This is a genomic window from Lelliottia nimipressuralis, from assembly GCF_041464075.1.
Taxonomy (GTDB): Bacteria; Pseudomonadota; Gammaproteobacteria; order Enterobacterales; family Enterobacteriaceae; genus Enterobacter; species Enterobacter nimipressuralis.
Window position 1 is genome coordinate 588006 of the sequence record NZ_CP167172.1, and the last position, 19337, is coordinate 607342.

The 19337-nt window shown below is 58.8% G+C and carries 16 protein-coding genes; 12 read left to right on the forward strand and 4 right to left on the reverse strand.

The annotated features are described in order from the left end of the window. Positions 1-133: 133 nt before the first annotated feature. From ACB496_RS02785 to foxA, 3 genes are all read left to right on the forward strand, one after another. Positions 134-1255, forward strand: coding sequence for a JmjC domain-containing protein (locus ACB496_RS02785; protein WP_371974292.1), 1122 nt, complete (start codon positions 134-136; stop codon positions 1253-1255). Between the two features lie 85 nt (positions 1256-1340). After that, positions 1341-2312, forward strand: coding sequence for an AraC family transcriptional regulator (locus ACB496_RS02790; RefSeq protein ID WP_371974293.1), 972 nt, complete (start codon positions 1341-1343; stop codon positions 2310-2312). 121 nt (positions 2313-2433) lie between these two features. After that, the gene (gene foxA, locus ACB496_RS02795) at positions 2434-4542 is read left to right on the forward strand and encodes a ferrioxamine B receptor FoxA (protein ID WP_371975207.1); all 2109 of its coding nucleotides are present in this window, start codon (positions 2434-2436) and stop codon (positions 4540-4542) included. Positions 4543-4581: 39 nt separating this feature from the next. On the opposite strand, the gene ACB496_RS02800 is transcribed toward foxA, so the two are convergent. After that, positions 4582-5997: a PLP-dependent aminotransferase family protein gene (locus ACB496_RS02800; protein WP_181827279.1), complete on the reverse strand. Its 1416-nt coding sequence runs from the start codon at positions 5995-5997 to the stop codon at positions 4582-4584. A gap of 176 nt (positions 5998-6173) precedes the next feature. Here ACB496_RS02800 and ACB496_RS02805 point away from each other — a divergent pair, with 176 nt between their 5' ends. Further along, positions 6174-6344, forward strand: coding sequence for a DUF1127 domain-containing protein (locus ACB496_RS02805; RefSeq protein WP_100777782.1), 171 nt, complete (start codon positions 6174-6176; stop codon positions 6342-6344). A gap of 45 nt (positions 6345-6389) precedes the next feature. Here the strand turns inward: ACB496_RS02805 and ACB496_RS02810 are convergent, their stop codons facing one another. Beyond that, the gene (locus ACB496_RS02810; protein WP_102104517.1) at positions 6390-6644 is read right to left on the reverse strand and encodes a DUF4282 domain-containing protein; all 255 of its coding nucleotides are present in this window, start codon (positions 6642-6644) and stop codon (positions 6390-6392) included. A gap of 105 nt (positions 6645-6749) precedes the next feature. Then, on the reverse strand, positions 6750-8141 hold the full coding sequence (locus ACB496_RS02815) for a PLP-dependent aminotransferase family protein (protein ID WP_107702327.1): 1392 nt from the start codon (positions 8139-8141) through the stop codon (positions 6750-6752). A 101-nt stretch (positions 8142-8242) separates the two neighbouring features. On the opposite strand from ACB496_RS02815, the gene ACB496_RS02820 reads away from it, so the two are divergent. Continuing rightward, complete coding sequence (locus ACB496_RS02820) at positions 8243-8722, forward strand: carboxymuconolactone decarboxylase family protein (protein WP_100777779.1); 480 nt, start codon at positions 8243-8245, stop codon at positions 8720-8722. On the opposite strand, the gene ACB496_RS02825 is transcribed toward ACB496_RS02820, so the two are convergent. Then, entirely contained in the window at positions 8709-9611 is a 903-nt protein-coding gene (locus ACB496_RS02825; RefSeq protein WP_371974294.1) for a LysR family transcriptional regulator, read from the reverse strand. The two genes, ACB496_RS02820 and ACB496_RS02825, sit on opposite strands and share 14 nt — an antisense overlap. A 99-nt stretch (positions 9612-9710) precedes the next feature. On the opposite strand from ACB496_RS02825, the gene ACB496_RS02830 reads away from it, so the two are divergent. The 7 genes from ACB496_RS02830 to ACB496_RS02860 all read left to right on the forward strand — a co-directional run bounded on the left by ACB496_RS02830 (position 9711) and on the right by ACB496_RS02860 (position 19304). Next, complete coding sequence (locus ACB496_RS02830; RefSeq protein WP_371974295.1) at positions 9711-11120, forward strand: aldehyde dehydrogenase family protein; 1410 nt, start codon at positions 9711-9713, stop codon at positions 11118-11120. Positions 11121-11246: 126 nt separating this feature from the next. Continuing rightward, a complete protein-coding gene (locus ACB496_RS02835) occupies positions 11247-11711 on the forward strand; it encodes a MarR family winged helix-turn-helix transcriptional regulator (RefSeq protein ID WP_100777776.1) in 465 nt (154 codons plus the stop codon). Between the two features lie 2 nt (positions 11712-11713). Then, entirely contained in the window at positions 11714-12781 is a 1068-nt protein-coding gene (locus tag ACB496_RS02840) for an HlyD family secretion protein (protein WP_371975208.1), read from the forward strand. Next, complete coding sequence (locus tag ACB496_RS02845; RefSeq protein WP_181827284.1) at positions 12771-13838, forward strand: DUF2955 domain-containing protein; 1068 nt, start codon at positions 12771-12773, stop codon at positions 13836-13838. The genes ACB496_RS02840 and ACB496_RS02845 overlap by 11 nt, the downstream gene beginning before the upstream one ends. A gap of 69 nt (positions 13839-13907) precedes the next feature. Beyond that, a complete protein-coding gene (locus ACB496_RS02850; protein WP_371974296.1) occupies positions 13908-15581 on the forward strand; it encodes a hypothetical protein in 1674 nt (557 codons plus the stop codon). 250 nt (positions 15582-15831) lie between these two features. Further along, positions 15832-18219 (forward strand): hypothetical protein, encoded by a 2388-nt coding sequence (locus tag ACB496_RS02855; RefSeq protein ID WP_371974297.1) that lies wholly within the window; start codon positions 15832-15834, stop codon positions 18217-18219. Beyond that, entirely contained in the window at positions 18216-19304 is a 1089-nt protein-coding gene (locus ACB496_RS02860; protein WP_129035758.1) for a glycoside hydrolase family 105 protein, read from the forward strand. The genes ACB496_RS02855 and ACB496_RS02860 overlap by 4 nt, the downstream gene beginning before the upstream one ends. Positions 19305-19337: the final 33 nt, after the last annotated feature.

Genomic DNA, 19337 nt, shown 5'->3' on the forward strand with positions numbered 1-19337 from the left:
GGCTGAAACTGTCACGGTGTGTCATGCGAACGGCTGAAGGGGAGGGATTTGGCGGCCACTTGACCCACGACAAAGCAGCCTCACGGCTCGTCTCTCATAATCGGACCTGTTTCCCTTCTCACTGGTGCTTTCCATGGCGTATCAACTGAATCTCAACTGGCCGGAATTTCTCGAAAAATACTGGCAAAAACAACCCGTTGTGCTGAAAAATGCCTTCCCGAATTTTGTCGATCCGATCACGCCTGATGAACTCGCGGGCCTGGCGATGGAGCCAGAAGTCGACAGCCGTCTGGTCAGCCATTTCAACGGTGAGTGGCAGGCGAGCAACGGTCCTTTCGAGCATTTTGACGGACTGGGTGAAAACGGCTGGTCGCTGCTGGCGCAGGCGGTGAACCACTGGCACATGCCGTCCGCTGAGCTGGTACGCCCGTTCCGCGTGCTGCCAGACTGGCGTCTGGACGATCTGATGATCTCCTACTCCGTGCCTGGCGGCGGCGTTGGCCCGCACATCGATCAGTATGATGTGTTTATTATTCAGGGGATGGGCAGCCGCCGCTGGCGCGTGGGCGACAAGCTGCCGATGCGTCAGTTCTGCCCGCATCCGGCGCTGCTGCACGTTGATCCCTTTAAGCCGATTATCGACGAAGATCTGGAGCCGGGCGATATCCTCTACATTCCGCCTGGATTCCCGCACGACGGCTTTACCCACGAAACCGCGCTGAATTATTCCGTGGGCTTCCGTGGGCCTAACGGTCGTGATCTGATCAGCAGCTTTGCCGACTACGCGCTGGAAAACGATCTGGGCGGCGAGCACTACAGCGATCCGGATCTGACCTGTCGCGAACACCCTGGCCGCGTAGAGCAGTACGAACTTGATCGTCTGCGCAACATGATGATCGAGATGATCAGCCAGCCAGAAGATTTCAAAAAATGGTTCGGCAGCTTTGTCAGCACTCCGCGTCACGAGCTGGATATCGCCGCGGCGGAACCGGCTTATGAACCCGAAGAGGTGCTGGATGCCTTGCAGGGCGGCGAAACGCTCTCCCGCCTGAGCGGTCTGCGCGTGCTGAACGTGGGCGGCAGTTTCTTTATCAACAGCGAACTGCTCGAAACGGTGGATGCGAAAGCGGCCGATGTGCTGTGCCGTTACACCGAGTTTGGCCAGGATGAACTCGGCGACGCGCTGCAAAACCCGGCGTTTATCGCGGAACTGACGGATCTGATTAACCAGGGTTACTGGTACTTCGAGGAGTAATCCGAACGATGAACCTGCGGCGGCGTAGCCTTTGCGCCGCCGCAGTGTTAATGTTCGTGTGTCATCCGCCCACGCAAACGCCATCATGAATCTTGCCGCACAGCCTGATAGCTCAACCAAACGCCTGTTCTGCGTTGAGGATTTTATTGGCTTCGGCGAGCGCTACGGTATTGATTATCGCTTTCCGCATCTGGCAGATAACGCCTGGGACAGCCCCGTTCTGCACGGCGATGTCGAAGAGATGACCCTCTCCTCCGGTATTTCCCTGACGCATTCCGACGTGCGCGTGCTCCAGCCCTACGAAACCACCTCCCGCCACAGCAGCCCGCTTTATATGCTGGTGGTGCTGGAAGGTTGCGTCACGCTGACGCTGAACGGCCAGGAATATCAGGTGCTGCCGGGGATGGCCTTTAGCTCGCAGCTGAGCGAACAGCAGGCGATGAGCGCCCGTCACGACGCAGACTGCACTCTGAGAACCCTCTCCTTTGGCGTCTATCCGAATAATGCCGATCGCCAGAGCTTACTGGAAATGCTGCTCCAGGAATGGCAGCGTCTGGATGCGCCAACGTTCGTCTGGCCGGTGCCTGGATTTGTATTGATCGGCATTCAGCATGCGCAGCAGAAGGGGCTGAGCGCCGTGGCGCGCACGCTGTTGCTCGAAGGGCTGATGTACCAGTTGCTTGGCCACGGTCTGAACCAGTGCCAGCCGCAAACAGGACGCAGTGCTTTGCCGCCGAGCGGGGAACATGCCCGCCTGGAACGCATCCGGCGCATGCTGGAACAGTCGCCGGAACAGGAGTACACCCTCGCACAGCTGGCGACGCAGGCGGCGATGAGCTCTGGCAGCCTGCGGACGAAGTTCCGCCACGCCTATGGCAAAACGGTGTTTGATTACCTGCGCGACTGCCGTCTGGAGCTGGCACGCCGCTATCTGCTGGAAGGGCACAGCGTGCAGCAGGCCGCGTGGATGTCCGGCTATCAGCACGCGACCAATTTCGCCACTGCGTTTCGCCGTCGATACGGTATCTCCCCCGGCGATCTGCGCCGACACGGCTAACTCACTTTTCGCCATCGCGCGAATCTCCCGCATACGATTTGTCATTTCGCATACGTCACCTGGCGTCGCGCATAGCTGTTTGCGATCTCAAAAAGGTAATAATTCTTATTAACAATTAGAAATACCTTTGGAGACTTTCATGTTCGCTAAATCACGGCTGGCACTGCTGGTGGGATGGGTGACCGGCAGCGCTGCGTTCCCTTTGCTGGCGCAGGATACGCCGAAAACCGAAACCGTCGTTGTCACCTCGCAAATGCAGAGTGGCGCCACCAAACTCGAAACGCCGGATATCGAAACCCCGCAGTCGGTGTCGATCGTGACGCGCGAGCAGTTCGAAGAGCAGGGCGCGACCAGCGTGCGCCAGGCGGTGAGCTATACGCCTGGCGTCTACAGCAACCAGATCGGTGCGTCGAACCGTTTTGATTACATCGTGCTGCGTGGCTTCTCCGACGGCAGCCTGGATAACGTCTATCTCGACGGTCTGAAGATGATGGGGGACACCAACTCACACAGCTCGCTGGTCGTCGATCCCTGGTTCCTGGAAAATATCGAAGTGGTGCGTGGCCCGGCATCCGTGCTGTACGGGCGCTCCTCGCCGGGCGGTATCGTGGCGCTGACCTCGCGCAAACCCTCATTTGATGCGGGCGGTGAGATCAAACTCTTCGCCGGGAATAACGATCAGCGCGGGGCGATGTTCGACGTCACCGGGCCGCTGGACGATAACGACCGCGTGGCCGCACGTCTGAGCGGGATGACCCGCTACGCCGATTCCCAGTTTGGCCCGCTGAAGGAAGAGCGCTACGCGCTGATGCCGAGCCTCACCTGGCGTATCACCGACAATACGCGTCTCGATCTGATGGCCTATCTGCATCGCGATCCGGAAGGCGGGAGCCACTCTGGCCTGCCGTACGAAGGCACCGTGGTTCCCCACGACGGCAAGAAGATTTCCAATACCTTCTTTGAAGGCGAAGACGATTACGACAAATATGACCGCCGCGAGAACATGGTCGGCTACAACATCGAACATATGTTTGATAGCGGCTGGTCGGTGCGCCAGAAGCTGCGCTACCTGCATACCAAAGTCGAGCTAAATCAGGTCTATGCCGCAGGATGGCTGAACGAAACGGATCTGAATCGCGGCTACTCCGGTTCCGACGAGAAGATGAACGCGATTACGCTGGATAACCAGGTGGACGGCAGCTTCGATACCTGGGCGGTGAACCACCGCGTGCTGATCGGTCTGGATTATCAGGATCGCAGCAACAATACCACCGGCTACTACGGCGGTTTCCCGCCGATCAATGCCTTCCACCCGGTGTACGGCGCGAAGCCGGATTACATCACGATGTACAGCAAAGAGAAGCACAAGCTGCGCCAGACGGGCTACTACCTGCAGGATCAGATGTCCATCGACCGCTGGCGTCTGACGCTGGGCGGGCGTTACGACCAGGTGAGCGTCTCCAATATCGACAAGCTCAACAGCAGCCGCAGCGATCTGGATAAGAACAACTTCAGCAGCCGTGCGGCGCTGCTGTACCTGTTCGATAACGGTATTGCGCCGTACATCAGCTACTCCACGGCCTTTACGCCGACCAGCTTTGCCGATGAGAACGGCCAGATCCTGGACCCGATGAAGGGCAAGCAGTGGGAAGCGGGCGTGAAAGTGGAGCCGGAGGGGATGAACAGCCAGTTCAGCGCGTCGGTGTTCCGAATTAACCAGAAAAACATCGCCACCAAAGAGGAGCCGACAGATCCGTACCGCTCCATCGGGGAGATCGAATCGGAAGGCGTGGAGCTGGAAGCTATCGGCCAGCTCACCGACAGCCTGCGCGTGCAGGCGGCCTATACCTACACGGACATTCGCTATAAGAAGAGCAGCCCGGAAGAGGAGGGTAAACGCGCCGTCTACGCCCCGCGCAATATGGCCAGCACCTGGCTGAGCTACGATGTCAAAACCGGTCCATTTGACGGCCTGACGCTCGGTTCCGGCGTGCGTTACGTGAACGGTGTGACGAGCGATCGCCAGAACACGCACACGCTGCCGTCCTATACGCTGGTGGATGTGGCGGTGGGATACGATCTGTCGAAGCTGGGTGTGAAGGGGTTGAGCGCGCAGCTTAACGTGAACAACCTGACGGACGAAAACTACGTGGCGGCCTGTAACTCGCTCTCTTACTGCTACTTCGGCGCAGAGCGCAGTATCGTCGGCAGCGTGTCCTGGAAGTTCTGATGTGAGGCTCATGGAGAGTGTTGCCACCCCCCGGCAACACTACTCCTCCATGGCGATATAGATCGCCTCGCCCATTTTCTTCAGCGCCTCACGATTTCTCTCGTTGGGCGGCAACGCGACGTTAATCCGCAGACAGTTGCGATATTTCCCGGATGCGGAAAACAGCGATCCCGCCGCAGCCTGAATCTTCAGCGCGCACAGCTGCTTACTGACGCACACCATATCCACCTGCTCCGGTAATTCCACCCACAGCAAAAAACTCCCCTGCGGGCGCGTCACGCAAATCTCAGCCGGGAAGTATTGCCGCACCCAGCAGGTGTAACGCTCCATATTTTGCTGATAAATCTGACGCATACGCCGCACATGCCGGTGGTAATGCCCGTCGCGGATAAACGCCGCCACCGCCATCTGCGTGGCGGGAACGTTAAACCCGCCCGCCGCGTATTTCATGTGCATCACCCGGTCGTAATAGCGACCTGGCACAATCCAGCCGACGCGCAGCCCAGGGGCGACGGTTTTGGTAAACGAACTGCACAGCAACACGCGCCCGTCGATATCGAAAGAGTGAATGGTGCGCGGGCGTGGGTATTCCGCCGCCAGCTCACCGTAAATATCATCTTCGACGATCACAATATCGTGTCGCTGGGCCAGCGCCAGAACCTGCCGTTTGCGCGCTTCGGGCATGATAAAGCCGAGCGGGTTATTACAGTTTGGTACCAGGATCACCGCTTTGATCGGCCACTGCTCCAGCGCCAGTTCCAGCGCTTCAATGCTGATCCCGGTTTCAGGATCCGTTGGGATCTCAATGGCTTTGATATCAAACCCGCGCAGCATCTGCATGGTGCCGTGAAACGACGGCGACTCAACCGCCACAATATCTCCCGGCTTACACACGGAGAGCAGCGCCAGAGAGAGCGCGCCGTGACAGCCGTTGGTGATGACGATCTCGTCTGCCGCGACGGTCGATCCGCCGTCGAGCATCAGGCGCGCGATCTGCTCACGCAGCTCTTTACGCCCCTCAAGCACGTCATAGCTCAGCATTTCCGCCGGATTATGCTGCGCGATGCGGCTCATCTCTCGCCACAGGGGTTTCAGGCTCGGCTGGGTCAGATCCGGCGAGCCGCCGCCAAAGGAGACCATCTCGCGATCGCCGCGCGCATCGAGCAGCATCATCACTTCATCCCACTGGGTGACGTCCACCGGGCGCTGCACCGGGCGGGTCATCGCCGGAACGGGCGGCAGGGCTTTTTTCTGCGAGACAAAATAGCCTGAACGCGGCTGGGGGGTAATCAGCTGAAGATTTTCGAGGATCTGATAGGCCTGCTGAATGGTGCTGATGCTGACGCCATGCTCCTGGCTAAGGGCACGCACCGACGGCAACCGCTCGCCGCTGCGATACAGCCCCTGTTCAATGCGTTGCGCCAGAAGATTGGCCAGATGTTGGTAGCGCGTCATGCTGTATCCTCGAATGGGACCATACAGATGGTTAAACCAGTACAGATAAGGGCGAAAATCGCCATGCAGATTCATTTTTAGCGGATCTGTATGTTAAAGAAAAGTTGTTTTTGAATCTGTATTGTAAAGCCGGTTTCCGACGATGATAGAGCCTCAAACAGCGTGAGGAGAACATCATGGAATTCAACGAAAACCGCCCAAACAGACCTTTTATTGGCTTCGTTTTTATCTGGCAGGCGTTTATTAAATGGCGTCGCCGCCAGCAGACGCGACGTGTGTTGCAGGGCATGAGCGACGAACAGCTGAAGGATGTTGGATTAACGCGAAATGATGCATGCAATATCTGAATGGCAGGGCATTTATCTGCGGGGGAGCAGATAAATGCCTGAAGATTACTCTGCGGTGGTTTTGCTGGTGTTCTCCGCGATGCGGCGCAGGTATTCGTTATTTTTAAACGCCACCATAATCAGCTCGAACATCACGCGACAGCCGATCAGGCTGAAAATCATGCCGATAAAACCGGTAAACAGATGCTCGGTGAACATGGAATACACACCGCCGATCAGAATCAGCACCATGGCGATCCAGTAGAAAAAGACCAGCACGCGCGGCGTTAACAGATAATCAAATCCTAAAATTGACTTCATTTTCTTGTCCTTAGAAAAATGTCGGAATCCGACGAAATAAGCCCGCAGAGTATAAAGAGATGTTCTGCCACGCACACCTACGAAATTTATCGGGTCCGATACTGGCTACTCCAGCAGGCGCAGGGTCTCGGCCTGCGGGCGTCGCAGCAGTTCCAGTGCCTCGTCATAGCTGCGCACGTTGTTATAGCCCATCACCAGCCCGTAGCGTTTACCGGAACCGCGATACCACTCTGAAAGCGCATTGACCTGCAGCTGCTGCGCCTGCCAGCAGCGGGCGATCTCGCGGTCGCAACTGCCTGCGCTCAGGAATGCCACGATATGCATTCCTCCATCGTTTTGCTCTGTGAAAAACCGCTCGCCATACACCTCATGCAGCGCGGCGATCATCCAGTCGCGACGCTGCTGGTAGAGTGTGCGCATCTTTTTCAAATGGCGAAAAAAGTGGCCATCGTTAAGAAAGGTGGTGAGAATTTTTTGCGTCAGCACCGGCTGGCCGCTGGCAACAATATCCGCGCAGTCGGTAAAGGCCTCGACGGTGCTGGCGGGCATCACCAGATAGCCCATGCGCAGGGAGGGCATCACGGTTTTGCTGAACGTGCCCATAAAGATCACCCGGTCGTGACGATCGAGGCTTTTCAACGACGGCAGCACTTTGCGGGTGTAGTGAAACTCGCCATCGTAGTCGTCCTCGATGATCCACGCCTCGTTATGCGTTGCCCAGTCGAGCAACTGCTGTTTGCGCGGCAGGGAAAGCGTTACCGCCAGCGGGCTTTGATGTGAAGGGGTGACGATGGCAAAACGGGCGTCGCGGTGGTGGCGCAGAAGATACTCCGTGTCCATCCCGGCGCGATCCACGGGCACCGTGTGCAGGCGCGGGACGATCCGCTTTAACAGCTGCTGCCCCATAAAATAGCCCGGATCTTCGAACACCACTTTATCGCTGCGACTTGCCAGCGTATCGAGGATCAGCCGTAGGCTGCCGCTGTACCCGCTGGTGATCAGCACCTGTTCTGCCGTGCAGGACAATCCGCGCGAAATGTTCAGGTAGCTGGCAATCGCCTGGCGCAGGGGATACCAGCCCATGACCGGCGGGTTCAGCATCTCTTCCTGACGCATCGATCGCGTCGCCTGGCCTGCCAGCAGCAGCCACTTTTTATAGGGAAAACTGTCCAGCGCCGGAATACCAGGACGCAGGAAACCGGCGCGCTCGCGCTGGCTGATGAGCGATTCCGGCAGCGTGCCGGTGGCCTGCTCAGCGGGAGCCGGTTGTTTCGCCGGGAGGGTTAAATCAGGATTCACCCGCGTCCCGCGCGCCCCCTCGCTCACCAGATAGCCCTCTCCGATCAGGATCGCGTAAGCCGTTTCGACGGTTTTGCGCGCCACTTTCAGCTCCTCGGCCAGCACGCGGATGGCAGGCACTTTGTCGCCGGGCTTCAGCACGCCGCGCGTGATGTTGTCGCGATAGCGGGTGTAGATATCGTGATAGCCCGATTTCATGTCCTACCTCGTTTCCTGGATATTGTATCTTTTTACTATGTCATGATCGGCGTAGATTTGCCCCATCGCATTTGATATGCCGCACAAAAAGAGGAAAGACAATGAGCACTCGCGTTAACCACCATAAAGCCACACCTGCACTTGCCAAAGCCCTGTCCGACCTGAGCATGGCGATCGGCAAAACCTCCATCGACCCGGCCCTGAAGCACTTGATCGATATCCGCGTCTCTCAGCTGAACGGCTGCACGTTCTGTCTGGATATGCACTCGAAAGAGGCGAAAATTGCCGGTGAGCGCGAGCTGCGCCTGTATCATCTGACGGCCTGGCGCGAGTCGCCGCTGTTCAGCGCTCGCGAAAAAGCGGCGCTGGCTTTTGCCGAAGCACTGACCCAAATCAGCGTCCACGGCATCAGCGACGAACTGTACTGCAGCGTGGCTGAGCACTTCTCCGACACCGAGATTTCAGAGCTTAACTTCGCCATCGTGGCGATCAACGCATGGAACCGTCTGGGCATTACCTCGCGCATGGAGCCGGGTGCAATGGATGCAGCTTACGGCCTGAACAAAGCTAACCTGGAATAATCCCGCGTTCGCGAACCAGCGCCACCAGCGCCCGCAAACCCGGCGGGACGTGCCGGTGGCCGGGATAGTAGAGGCGCAGCCCGGCAAAGGGCTGCGTCCAGTCATTTAACACGCTCACCAGTTCCCCCGATGCCAGCTCTTTCTGGATATAAAGTTCCGGTAAAAAACCGACTCCCAGCCCCGCTTTCACCGCCCGTATCGAGGCAAACAGATCCGACGTCGCAAAACGCGGCGGGACGGCCAGGGCATAGCGCTCGCCGCGCCGTTCCAGCTCCCAGCGATAAATCCCGCCGTGCGACATGCGCATTCCAATCCCCTGATGGTGGCGCAAATCATCCGGCGTTTGCGGAATACCGTGGCGGGAAAAATAGTCCGGTGTGGCAGTGACTAACTGGCGGATGTCGGCGGTGAGCGGGATGGCGATCATGTCCTGTGGGACAGACTCTTCCAGGCGAATCCCGGCGTCAAACCCCTCGGCGACAATGTCGATCATGCGCGCTTCACTGACGGTCTCCACGCGCATTTTGGGGTAGCGGATCATGTAGTCGATCAGCAGATCGTCCAGAAAAAGGGTGCCGATATTGTTCGGCACATTCAGGCGCAGCGTTCCGGCAGGTTCGTCCGTCTCGCTGTGGATCTCTTCGCTGGCCTGGCGGATCGCCTGCAATGCCGGGCCGATACGCGCCACATAGCGCTGCCCGGCGTCCGTCAGCGCAACGCTGCGGGTGGTGCGGTTAAACAGCCGCGTCTGCAGGCGGCTTTCCAGCCCGGCGATGGCATTGCTCACTGCCGTCGCCGACATGTTGAGTTCCTGCGCTGCGCCGCGAAAACTGCCGCGCCGCACCACGGCCATCACCACTTCCAGCTCTGTCAGTCCTGAACGGTGCATAGATTATCCTGAAAATCGCAATAACCTTTGCAGGATAGCGTGGATTATCGAAACGTAAAAGGCGTGCCAGACTGGGCTCTTCCAGCCTGAGGAGGTGTTATGCGTCATATCGATCGGATTTTTATCAACGGTGAATTTGTCACACCGCACGGCACAGAGCGTTTTGATCTCTACAACCCGGCGACCGCGCAGGTGTTCGGGCAGGTACGGCTTGCGGATGAACTCGACGCGGAATGCGCCATCAGCGCGGCCAAGGCTGCGTTTCCGGCATGGGCGAGGACCACTCGCGAGGCGCGCATAGCTGCCCTCAAACGGATGCATGCGGCGGTCGCGGCGCGTCATGACGATTTGCTGGAGGCGATTATCGAAGAGTACGGTGCCCCGGCGTCGCGATCGGCGTGGATGGCGAGTTATCCGGCAGAGGTGATAGCCCAGGCCATCGACGCGCTGACGGAATTTGAATTCACGACCGAGGTCGGCGCCGCCACGGTACAGATGGTGCCGCTTGGCGTAGCGGGGCTTATCACGCCGTGGAACAGCGATGCAGGATTTATCTGCGGCAAGCTGGCGGCATCGCTGGCGGCGGGCTGTACGGCAGTGATCAAACCGAGCGAAATGAGCGCATGGCAGACGCAGATTATCACCGAAGCCCTGAGCGAAGCCGGATTACCGCCGGGGGTGTTTAACATCGTCACCGGGCGCGGCGAGACGGTGGGGGAGACTATCAGCCGTCATCCGGACGTGGCAAAAATATCGTTTACCGGATCAACCGCTACCGGCAAAGCGATTCTGCGCAACGCTGCTGAGAGCTTTAAGCGCGTAACCCTGGAGTTAGGCGGTAAATCGCCGACGATTGTGCTGGAAGACGCCGATTTAAGCCAGGCGGTTCCGCTGGCAATTCAGGCTGGCCTGATGAACAGCGGCCAGGCGTGCGTGGCCGGAACGCGTATTCTGGTGCCACTCTCGCGCAAAGCGGAATGCGAAGCGGCGCTGGCGCAGGCGATGGCCGCAGTAAAATCGGGCGATCCGCGTGACCCGGCGACGGAAGTGGGGCCGATGGTCAGTGAAAAACAGTGGCGGCGCGTGCAGGGTTACATCCGCAAAGGCACAGAAGAGGGGGCGCGTTTGCTGGCAGGGGGCGAAGGGCGTCCGGAGGGCACACAAAACGGCTGGTTTGTCCGTCCGACGCTGTTTACGGATGTCGATAACCAGATGACCATCGCCCGCGAGGAGATATTTGGCCCGGTGCTGTCGATTATCGCCTATCGCGATGAGGCCGAAGCCATCGCCATTGCCAACGATACGGATTATGGCCTGAGCGCGCTGGTGCTGGGCGGCGAGCGTGCGCGTGGCGTTGCACAACAAATTGAGTCTGGGCGGGTACTGGTTAATACGCTTGCCCACGAACCGAAAGCACCTTTCGGCGGATTCAAACACTCGGGCGTAGGCCGCGAGATGGGCGCGTGGGGGATCAGCGCGTTTATGGAACCTAAAACGCTGATTGAATAAAACCCCGCCCGGTGGGCGCAGTGCCCACCGGCCTATGAATTCGCAATTCCTGCTCTTTCCCCTCTCGTTTCTTGATAGTTACCCTGATAACTATTATCTTGCTTACGGTGATGAGAGGGGGTTTCCGTGAGCGAAGATGATCTGTTTTGCCGCAGGCCGATGGGTATGCGGATGGCGATGATTGTGCGTCAATGGCGCGCGGTTATTGATGATGCCATTCTCGATACGGGACTCACCCAGTCGAGCTGGACGGTGATGATGCAGCTTAAATCGCTTGGCGATAACGTCTCGGTCAGCGAACTGGCGGAAGTGCAGGGTATCGAACTGCCGCCGCTGATGCGCACCCTGACTCAGCTGGAAAAGCAGGGTTATCTGCTGCGCACGGTATCCCCTTATGACAAGCGCATCCGCTTGCTCACCCTCACGCCGGAAGGTCACGCGGTCCTGAAAACGCTCACCCAGGTGGTCGAAAATTTTCAGCAACGCGTGTCATATAATATCGCGCCTGAACATCTTGAGATTTTCTGCGCAACATTAAATCAAATCGCCTGCAATTTGCGGTCAATCCGCGAAGAAGACAACAAGATCTAAAAATAATGACTCCTGAACAAAAGTTTGCCCGCTGGGTTAGGGTGAGTATTGCCTCTTTCCTGCTGATGTTTGTCTATTTTATCGTCGCGGATATCTGGATCCCGCTGACGCCGGACTCCACCGTGATGCGTGTGGTGACGCCGGTGTCCGCGCGCGTTTCCGGCAACGTCGCGGCGGTGTACGTCCACAACAACAGCCAGGTTAAAAAGGGCGATGTGCTGTTCGAACTCGACCCGACGCCGTTTCGCAATAAGGTCGAAGCCGCCCAGATCGCTCTGGAACAGGCCCGGCTCGCTAATCAGCAGCTGGACGCGCAGATCGTCGCCGCGCAGGCCAATCTGAAAACGGCGCAGCTGACCGCCCGCAACGATAAAGTCACTTTTGACCGCTATCAGCGCCTGAGCACCCTGCAGAACGTTTCGCAATCGGATCTGGATAAAGTGCGCACCACCTGGCAGAGCAGCGAACAGTCGGTGGCGAATCTGGAAGCCAACATCCATAACCTGCGCATCGAGCGCGGTGAGCGGGATGAGAAGCGCAACGTGACGCTGCAAAAATATCGCAACGCACTGGAAGAGGCGGAGCTAAACCTGAGCTGGACGAAGGTCTACGCGCTGGCCGATGGCACCGTGAGCAACGTGCAGCTTAGCCCCGGTTTTTACGCCTCGTCAGGCTCTGCCGCGCTGGCGCTGGTGAATAACCAGACTGATATCGTCGCCGATTTCCGCGAGAAGAGCCTGCGCCATACCCGTCAGGGCACCGACGCTGCGGTAGTGTTTGACGCCTTCCCGGGCCGCGTTTTCCGCGCGCACGTCACCAGTAGTGACGCCGGGATTTTGGCGGGACAGGAGGCGGTAAACGGTGAATTATCTCAGCCTGAAACCTCCAACCGCTGGGTGCGCGACGCGCAGCGTATGCGTATTCACATTGCGCTGGACGAAACGCTGCCAAAACACCTGCCAACCGGCGCCCGCGCCACGGTGCAGCTGTACAACAGCGAAGGGCCATTCGCCCGCTTCTTCTCCGGGCTGCAAATTCACCTCGTGAGCCTGCTGCATTATGTCTATTAATACGCTCGCGCGGGTCTTTACCCCGCACGGCAACATCGTCTACACGGCGAACGACTTTCGCCAGACCCTGCGCATCGTCTTTGCCGGGATGATCGCGCTGAGCATTTCGACGTTTTACAACACCAGCTACGGCGTCTTTTACGTGGTCTACCCGATCATGCTGCTGTCGCTGGTGCCGGTGTTTAACCGCCACGTGGCGAAGCAGTTTATCTTTAGCGCATCGCTGAACTGCATCGAAATGGTAATTATCATCGGCTACCTCTCACAATGGCCGCTGATCATGACGCTGGTGGTGTTCGCCCTCTACGTGATGCGTTTTCGGTTTATGAGTAAGGGGCCGCTGTTCCTGTTTGGCTCGATGGGGGTGGTGTGTCAGAGCGTGATGCTCAATTTCATGAGTTACCCGACCACGAACTGGCACACGCTGCTGTTCTCAAACATAGAGGCCAGCATCATGGCGGTCTGTTTAAGCGCGCTAATGAACTACCTGCTGCCGGACGTCGAACCGCGCAAGCCGCCGCCGCTGATTGAGAAAAACGCTGCCCGCGTGCGCCACGAATCCCTGCTCTCCGGCACCGTGGCAACGCTGATTTTTGTCGTCTTTCAGATAAGCGATCTCAGCGATTCCCTCTCGGCGCTGATGGCGGGCGTGCTGATCCTCTTCCCGATGAACTATCGCGGCGCGGTGATAAGCTCCCTGTGGCGCGTGGTCGGGGTGATCCTCGGCTGTCTGTACATTCTGGTAATGCAGCTGGTGCTTTACGATCACAGCAGCCACATGTTGCTGATGATGCCGCTGATTGGCCTCGGGCTGGCGTTTGGCGCACGTCTGCACGTCATGGAAAAAGTCGGCGCGGGCGTCGGGTTTGCCAGCATCACCACCATCGGCATTATGTTTGGTCAGAACATGCATCCTGACGGCGATCTGGTGTTCAGCGATCTCTATCGCATCGTCTCGGTGACGGTGGCGCTGGTCTCGACGCTGACGCTGGTGTTCCTGGTGCATCTGTTCCTGAACCTTTTTGAGCCGACCCGCTACGTCATTCGAGAACCGTGACACACCTATTTTCTGCGTTCTGTGCTATGACTGTCGGCCGGTCAATTGGGCGACAAAAGGAGCAGGGAGATGTGGCAGACAAGGGCGCTGGAGCTAAATAATCAGGCTTACTGGAACTGGGATAAGGCCTGCGAGCTGGTGGATTACGCCGTCGCGCATGATTTCAATACCGTGATTGTCGGGCAGGTGGACCTGTTCGACATGCTGGTTTCGCCCAAGGGCTACACCCCGCTTCAGTACAACGATCGCCTCTCCAGCCAGCAGCGCGCCCGCTGCGTCCATCTCAATCGTCTCGGTAAACTGTGCCAGCAAAAAGGGCTGCGTTTTTATCTGCAGGCCAAAGAGTTCAACTTCCCGACTGACCTGCTGCTGGCGCATCCGCATCTGTTCGAGCCGGGCCACGGCGTGCGCTTTGACATCGATTTCTGGTGCGCGTATCTGAGCGAGAAAGTGTCGCTGATTTGCCAGCGTATTCCGGCACTGAGCGGCCTGCTGGTGGCGATTTCCAATACTGACGGCCTGCTGCCCATTTCGCGCCCGAACTGGGAGCTACAGGGGCAAGACAATGCCCGGCTTCCCGAGCGTGACGAGCGCAGTTTTTCCCTCTACAGCCGCTGTTTCAGCGCACTTTCCCGGACGATGCAGAAAGAGAGCAAGCATCTGGTGCTGCGCGTGTTCCCGGCGAGCAATCACGATCTCGGCAACGTGCTGGAGGCGATCCGCCCGCTGCCCGAAAGCGTCAGCGTCTCCATCAAACTGACTCCCGAGCGCTTCTGGCCATCGTTTCCGAATAACCCGGCGCTGCTGGCAGTCCGCGAGCGCGAAGTGTGGGCGGATATCGATCTGGTGGGCGAAGAGGTGGGCTGGGGGATTTTCCCGTTTCCGCGCATCGACGAGCTGCAGGGCCGTCTGCTGTGGTGTCGCAGCAATCCAGCGATCCGCGGCGCGGTGTGCAAAACCAGCTGGGAAGGGGTCGATAACCACTGGATCATGGGTACCCTGAGCGAGTGTAATCTGCTGGCATGCAGCCGGATGCTGGCGAATGATGGCGCCCATTTGTCGCGCGATCAGCTGCTGACGTACTGGCTCGACGAAAGCTACGGCTGGCGCCCTGAACCGCCGGTCTTTCACCAGTTCACTGCCCTGCTGGAGCAGGCCGGACAGGTGCTCTATAGCGCGATTTACGTCCGCGACCACGTGTTTCACCGCCACAGTCAGGTGCCGGAAAGCTACGGTCAGGCGGTGTGGAGCCTCTACGGACAGCTCAATCGCAACCACTGGCTGCCAGGCTCCGAGCGCGACATCTCCTTTGACGCCAGCGATGTGGAGACATCCGCCGCCTGCCTGACGCGCATCGCCAAAGAGAAAGATGACGCCCGCGACGCCTCTGTGAGCTTACGTGAACGCGCGCTGCGTTTCACGGAGATCGCCGCGTTCCCGTATGCCCTGAAAAACCGCTGGCTGGAGGAGTGGCAAGGCTTTGCGCTCTACTGCCACCTGTTCTTGCATGCTCAGAAAGCCTTCTTCACTCTGCGCTTTGCCCGTGAGGTGGAAAACAGCTGGAGCATGCGCGAGATCTGCCAGATCAACATTCAGGAGCTGTATCGCAGCGCCTCAGAAATGGAAGACTACTGCGCGAAACACGCGGACGCCTCGCCGGGATTGCACGTGCTGTTTGATGCCTCACGCGTACGGGCATTGGCCGATAGCCTGGGCGAGGAGCTAAAGGCGCTGAAGGGCTAAAACCTGCCAAAAATGTGACGAACGTCGCGCAAGTCAGTCGCATGGCGCGATGGCTGTGCGCCCATCGTCACATTCTCTTTTTTCATTTCACGTAAGGCGTGATCGTCGTCACGTCGTCTCCCCGGTGGTGGCTCGCTTTGTGAGTTGCCAGGCAGTTCCGGCCAATCCCCACTATTGGCTGCTCGCCGAAGAGTGCAATCCCGCTGATGATTGGCCCGCAATCGATAAGTCGTATGAAGGCGAGGAAAATATGTCACAGGGTGACTGGCAACTTAAACAGGGCGAAGCGCTGACGCGTTTTCTCTTTTCCGCGGCAAAGGAAGAGCGCTTTGCTGAATTCTATACCGGCGAAGCCATCGACCCGGAAATAGACTATCACTTTCGCAACGGCTCCGGCCCGAAAGCGGAGGCGTTCTGCCGCCGCGTCTTTCGCCAGACGCACGCCCGGCGCGCGGTCGATCCCGCCCAGGCGCTGCCGTGCCGTGAAGTGACCTTTAGCGGTGAGAACGACAGCGTTTCATTTTCTGATTTTCGCCATTTGCCTTTCCACCTTCAGCGCTGGCTGACGGTTGATCTTTTCGCGCCACACACGGGGGAATTTTCGTTTCGTGTGGACACCTGCGGCGGCGTACGGATATGGATTGAGGGAGCAGAAACCCTCTGCCATACGCCGTTTACGCGCAATACCCTGCAGCATGTCGAGGTGCGCCTGCCGCTGAACGCGGGCAAAAATAGCCTGCTGATCCATCTCGACGAGCTGTTTGAGCGCGACACCCTTTTTGCTCTGCAGATGGTCTATCTGGATGACGTGCCCCTGGGCGTGGCACTGCCCGGCATGTCGGGGGAGGCGGTCGATTGTCTGAGTGAGTTTGCGGGCGGGCTGCGACCGGAACTGGCGGTCATTGACCACAGCGTGCGGCTGCACGGCAGTGTGCCAGTCCCTGCGGGCGTTGTGCTTCGCGGGGAACTGCGCGGCATGGGCAACGACAATTTTACGCCGAGAACCCTCGATTTTGGCGCGCTAAACGTCGGGGAAACGGCGATCGCCCTGCCGTTACCGGCGGATATCGGTGAGGCGCACTATCAGCTGCGTCTGACGCTCCAGCGCGGTGAAGTGACACTCACGCGTCACGTCGGCATCAACGTCATGCCCGATGCGCCAGTGCTTGCCCGCGCCACCACCCTTGCAGGGCGCAAACAGGAAGCGCTGCGCTATATCGCCGCGCATGGCATGGATCGTACCTGCCGCCTGCTGGCGATGATGCACCTGCACGAATACGGCCCTCAGTGTGAAACCCTGCTGAACAGCACTCTCAAGCGCATCAGCGCGCGCGAAGACTGCTCTGATTTTTCGCTGGTGCCGCTTCTGTGGATCTGGAGCTATCACCAGGGGGATCATTTCCCGCCAGCCCTCTGGCGACGGGTGAAATCGACTCTGCTGGGCTATCGCTACTGGCTCGACGAACAGGGCTGCGACGTGATGTGGTTCTGGAGCGAAAACCACGCGCTCTGTTTCCATACCGCCCAGTATCTGGCGGGGCAGTTTTTCCCGGACGAACAGTTTATCGCCTCGGGCCGCCTCGGACGCGAACAGCAGGCGATTGCCGAAGCGCGTCTGGTGAAGTGGTTCGACGCCATCGATGTGCATGGTTTCGTCGAGTGGAACTCCGCACCCTATTATCCCGTTGATTATATTGGCCTGTTCGCACTGTATCAGCTGGCCGAGAGCCAGGCGATTCGCACCCGCGCAGGTCAGCTCATTGACCGCTTAATGCTATTAAGCTCGCTGCATTACCAGAACGGCGTCGCCGCCGGAACTATGGGCCGCGTCTACGAAAAAGAGCTGCTGGCAGGGAGACTCACCGAGCTGTCGGCTTACGGCGCGGTGGCCTGGGGTGGCGGCAGCTATAACCGCAAATGCGCCTCGCTGCCGTTGTTCTGCGCCAGCGACTACGTGCCACCTGCCGAGTCAGAGAGGTACGCCACGCTCTGCGAAGGCGAACTGGCCGCGTGGTACACCTGCGGCGGCGGGAATATTTGCCTCTGGAAAGCGCCGGGCGTCAGTTTGTCCTCCTGCGTCGATCACCACACGGGTGAGCCAGGCCATCAACAGCATCTGCTCGACCTGCAATTTGCTTCCCGTCCTGACGCCAAAATCTGGATTAATCATCCGGGTGAAGCCGAGCCAGGCGGCGAAAAGCGGCCTTCATTCTGGGCGGGAAACGGCGTAATGCCGCAGGTCATGCAGCAGGAAAACGGCGCTGTGATGCGCTGGCACATCGCTGACGAAGAGGCCCTGCCGTGGACGCATCTTCACCTGTCGGTACAGGCTTTTGATCGTGTCATCGCCTCGACGCACGCCCGTATCGTTCGCGCCGGTCAGGCTTTTGCTGCGGTGATCTGCTCTGCTCCCCTGCACACCCTCGACCACGGGCTTACGGCCGGAACCGAGTGTCGCGCGGCAGGACGCGACGTGGCGTGGTACGTGGAAGCGGGCTACGGCGACGACGTGGCTTTTGCGGCGTTCAGCGCCCGGATGAGCGCAATGAGGATCGAGAAAGATCACGATCTCGCCGCGACATTTCCCGCTCTGCACAGCACTGCCCCACGCATTATTTTCAAGGACGTAAACGCATGAACAAGGATGAACGGATGAGCACGCTGGACCGCGTGGTGCGCGGATTTTGCCGTCTGAAGAATTTGAATGAAGTGGGCGTTGGCGACGGTTTTGCGATCCACTTTGAGGAGTGGGAGTGGGAAATCGGCGTCGGGCTTTACGGATTCTGGCGTTACGCCGCGCACCAGCAGGACGCGGCGCTGCAGCAGTCGATCCTCGCATGGTATGAGGCGCAGATCGCCAAAGGGTTGCCGGAGATACAGATCAACACCACCGCACCGATGATCGTGCTGGCGCTGGTGGCGGGGCAACATCAGCGTGAGGATCTGCTGAAAACGGTCAACGACTGGGCCGACGCCCTCCTGCGTGATCTGCCCAAAACTGAAGAGGGCGGCTTCCAGCACGTGGTGAAAGAGCAGCCCAACACCGGCCAGCTCTGGGACGACACGCTGTTTATGACCTGCCTTTTCCTTGGCGTGGCGGGGATTGTGCTCAAACGTCGGGACCTGATTGACGAGGCGGGATACCAGTTTCTGCTGCACACCCGCTATCTGAGCGATCCGGCCAGTGGGCTGTGGTATCACGGCTGGACGTTTGTCGATAAACACCACTTTGCCGGGGCGTTTTGGGCGCGCGGCAACGCGTGGATCACCGTGGCAATCCCCGAATTTATCGAACTGATGGGCGAGCATCTGGACACCGGCGTGCGTCGCTATCTGTCGCAGGTGGTGGCGCGCCAGGTGCGCTCCCTGTGCACGCTCCAGGCTGACAACGGCATGTGGCACACGGTGCTCGACGATCCGCTCTCACCTCAGGAATCCTCCGCCACGGCGGGGATTGCCTACGGCATGCTGCGCGGCGTTCGGATGGGCATTCTGGATGATTCCGTCAGCGTTAACGCGCTGCGGGCGTTTGACGCCGTAATGGCGCGCATTGACGAGGACGGCATCGTCCTCGAAGCCTCACGCGGCACCATGTTGGGCTGGGATATTCAGTATTACTGCGATATCGCGATGGCCCCCGTTCCCTACGCTCAGGCGTTAACGATGCTGCTTCTGCTGGAGAGGGAGCAGGGTGACTGGCCTGGCAAAACCTCTGTGACCTGACCCGCGAGAGCGGATAGCTGGAGATAATAATAA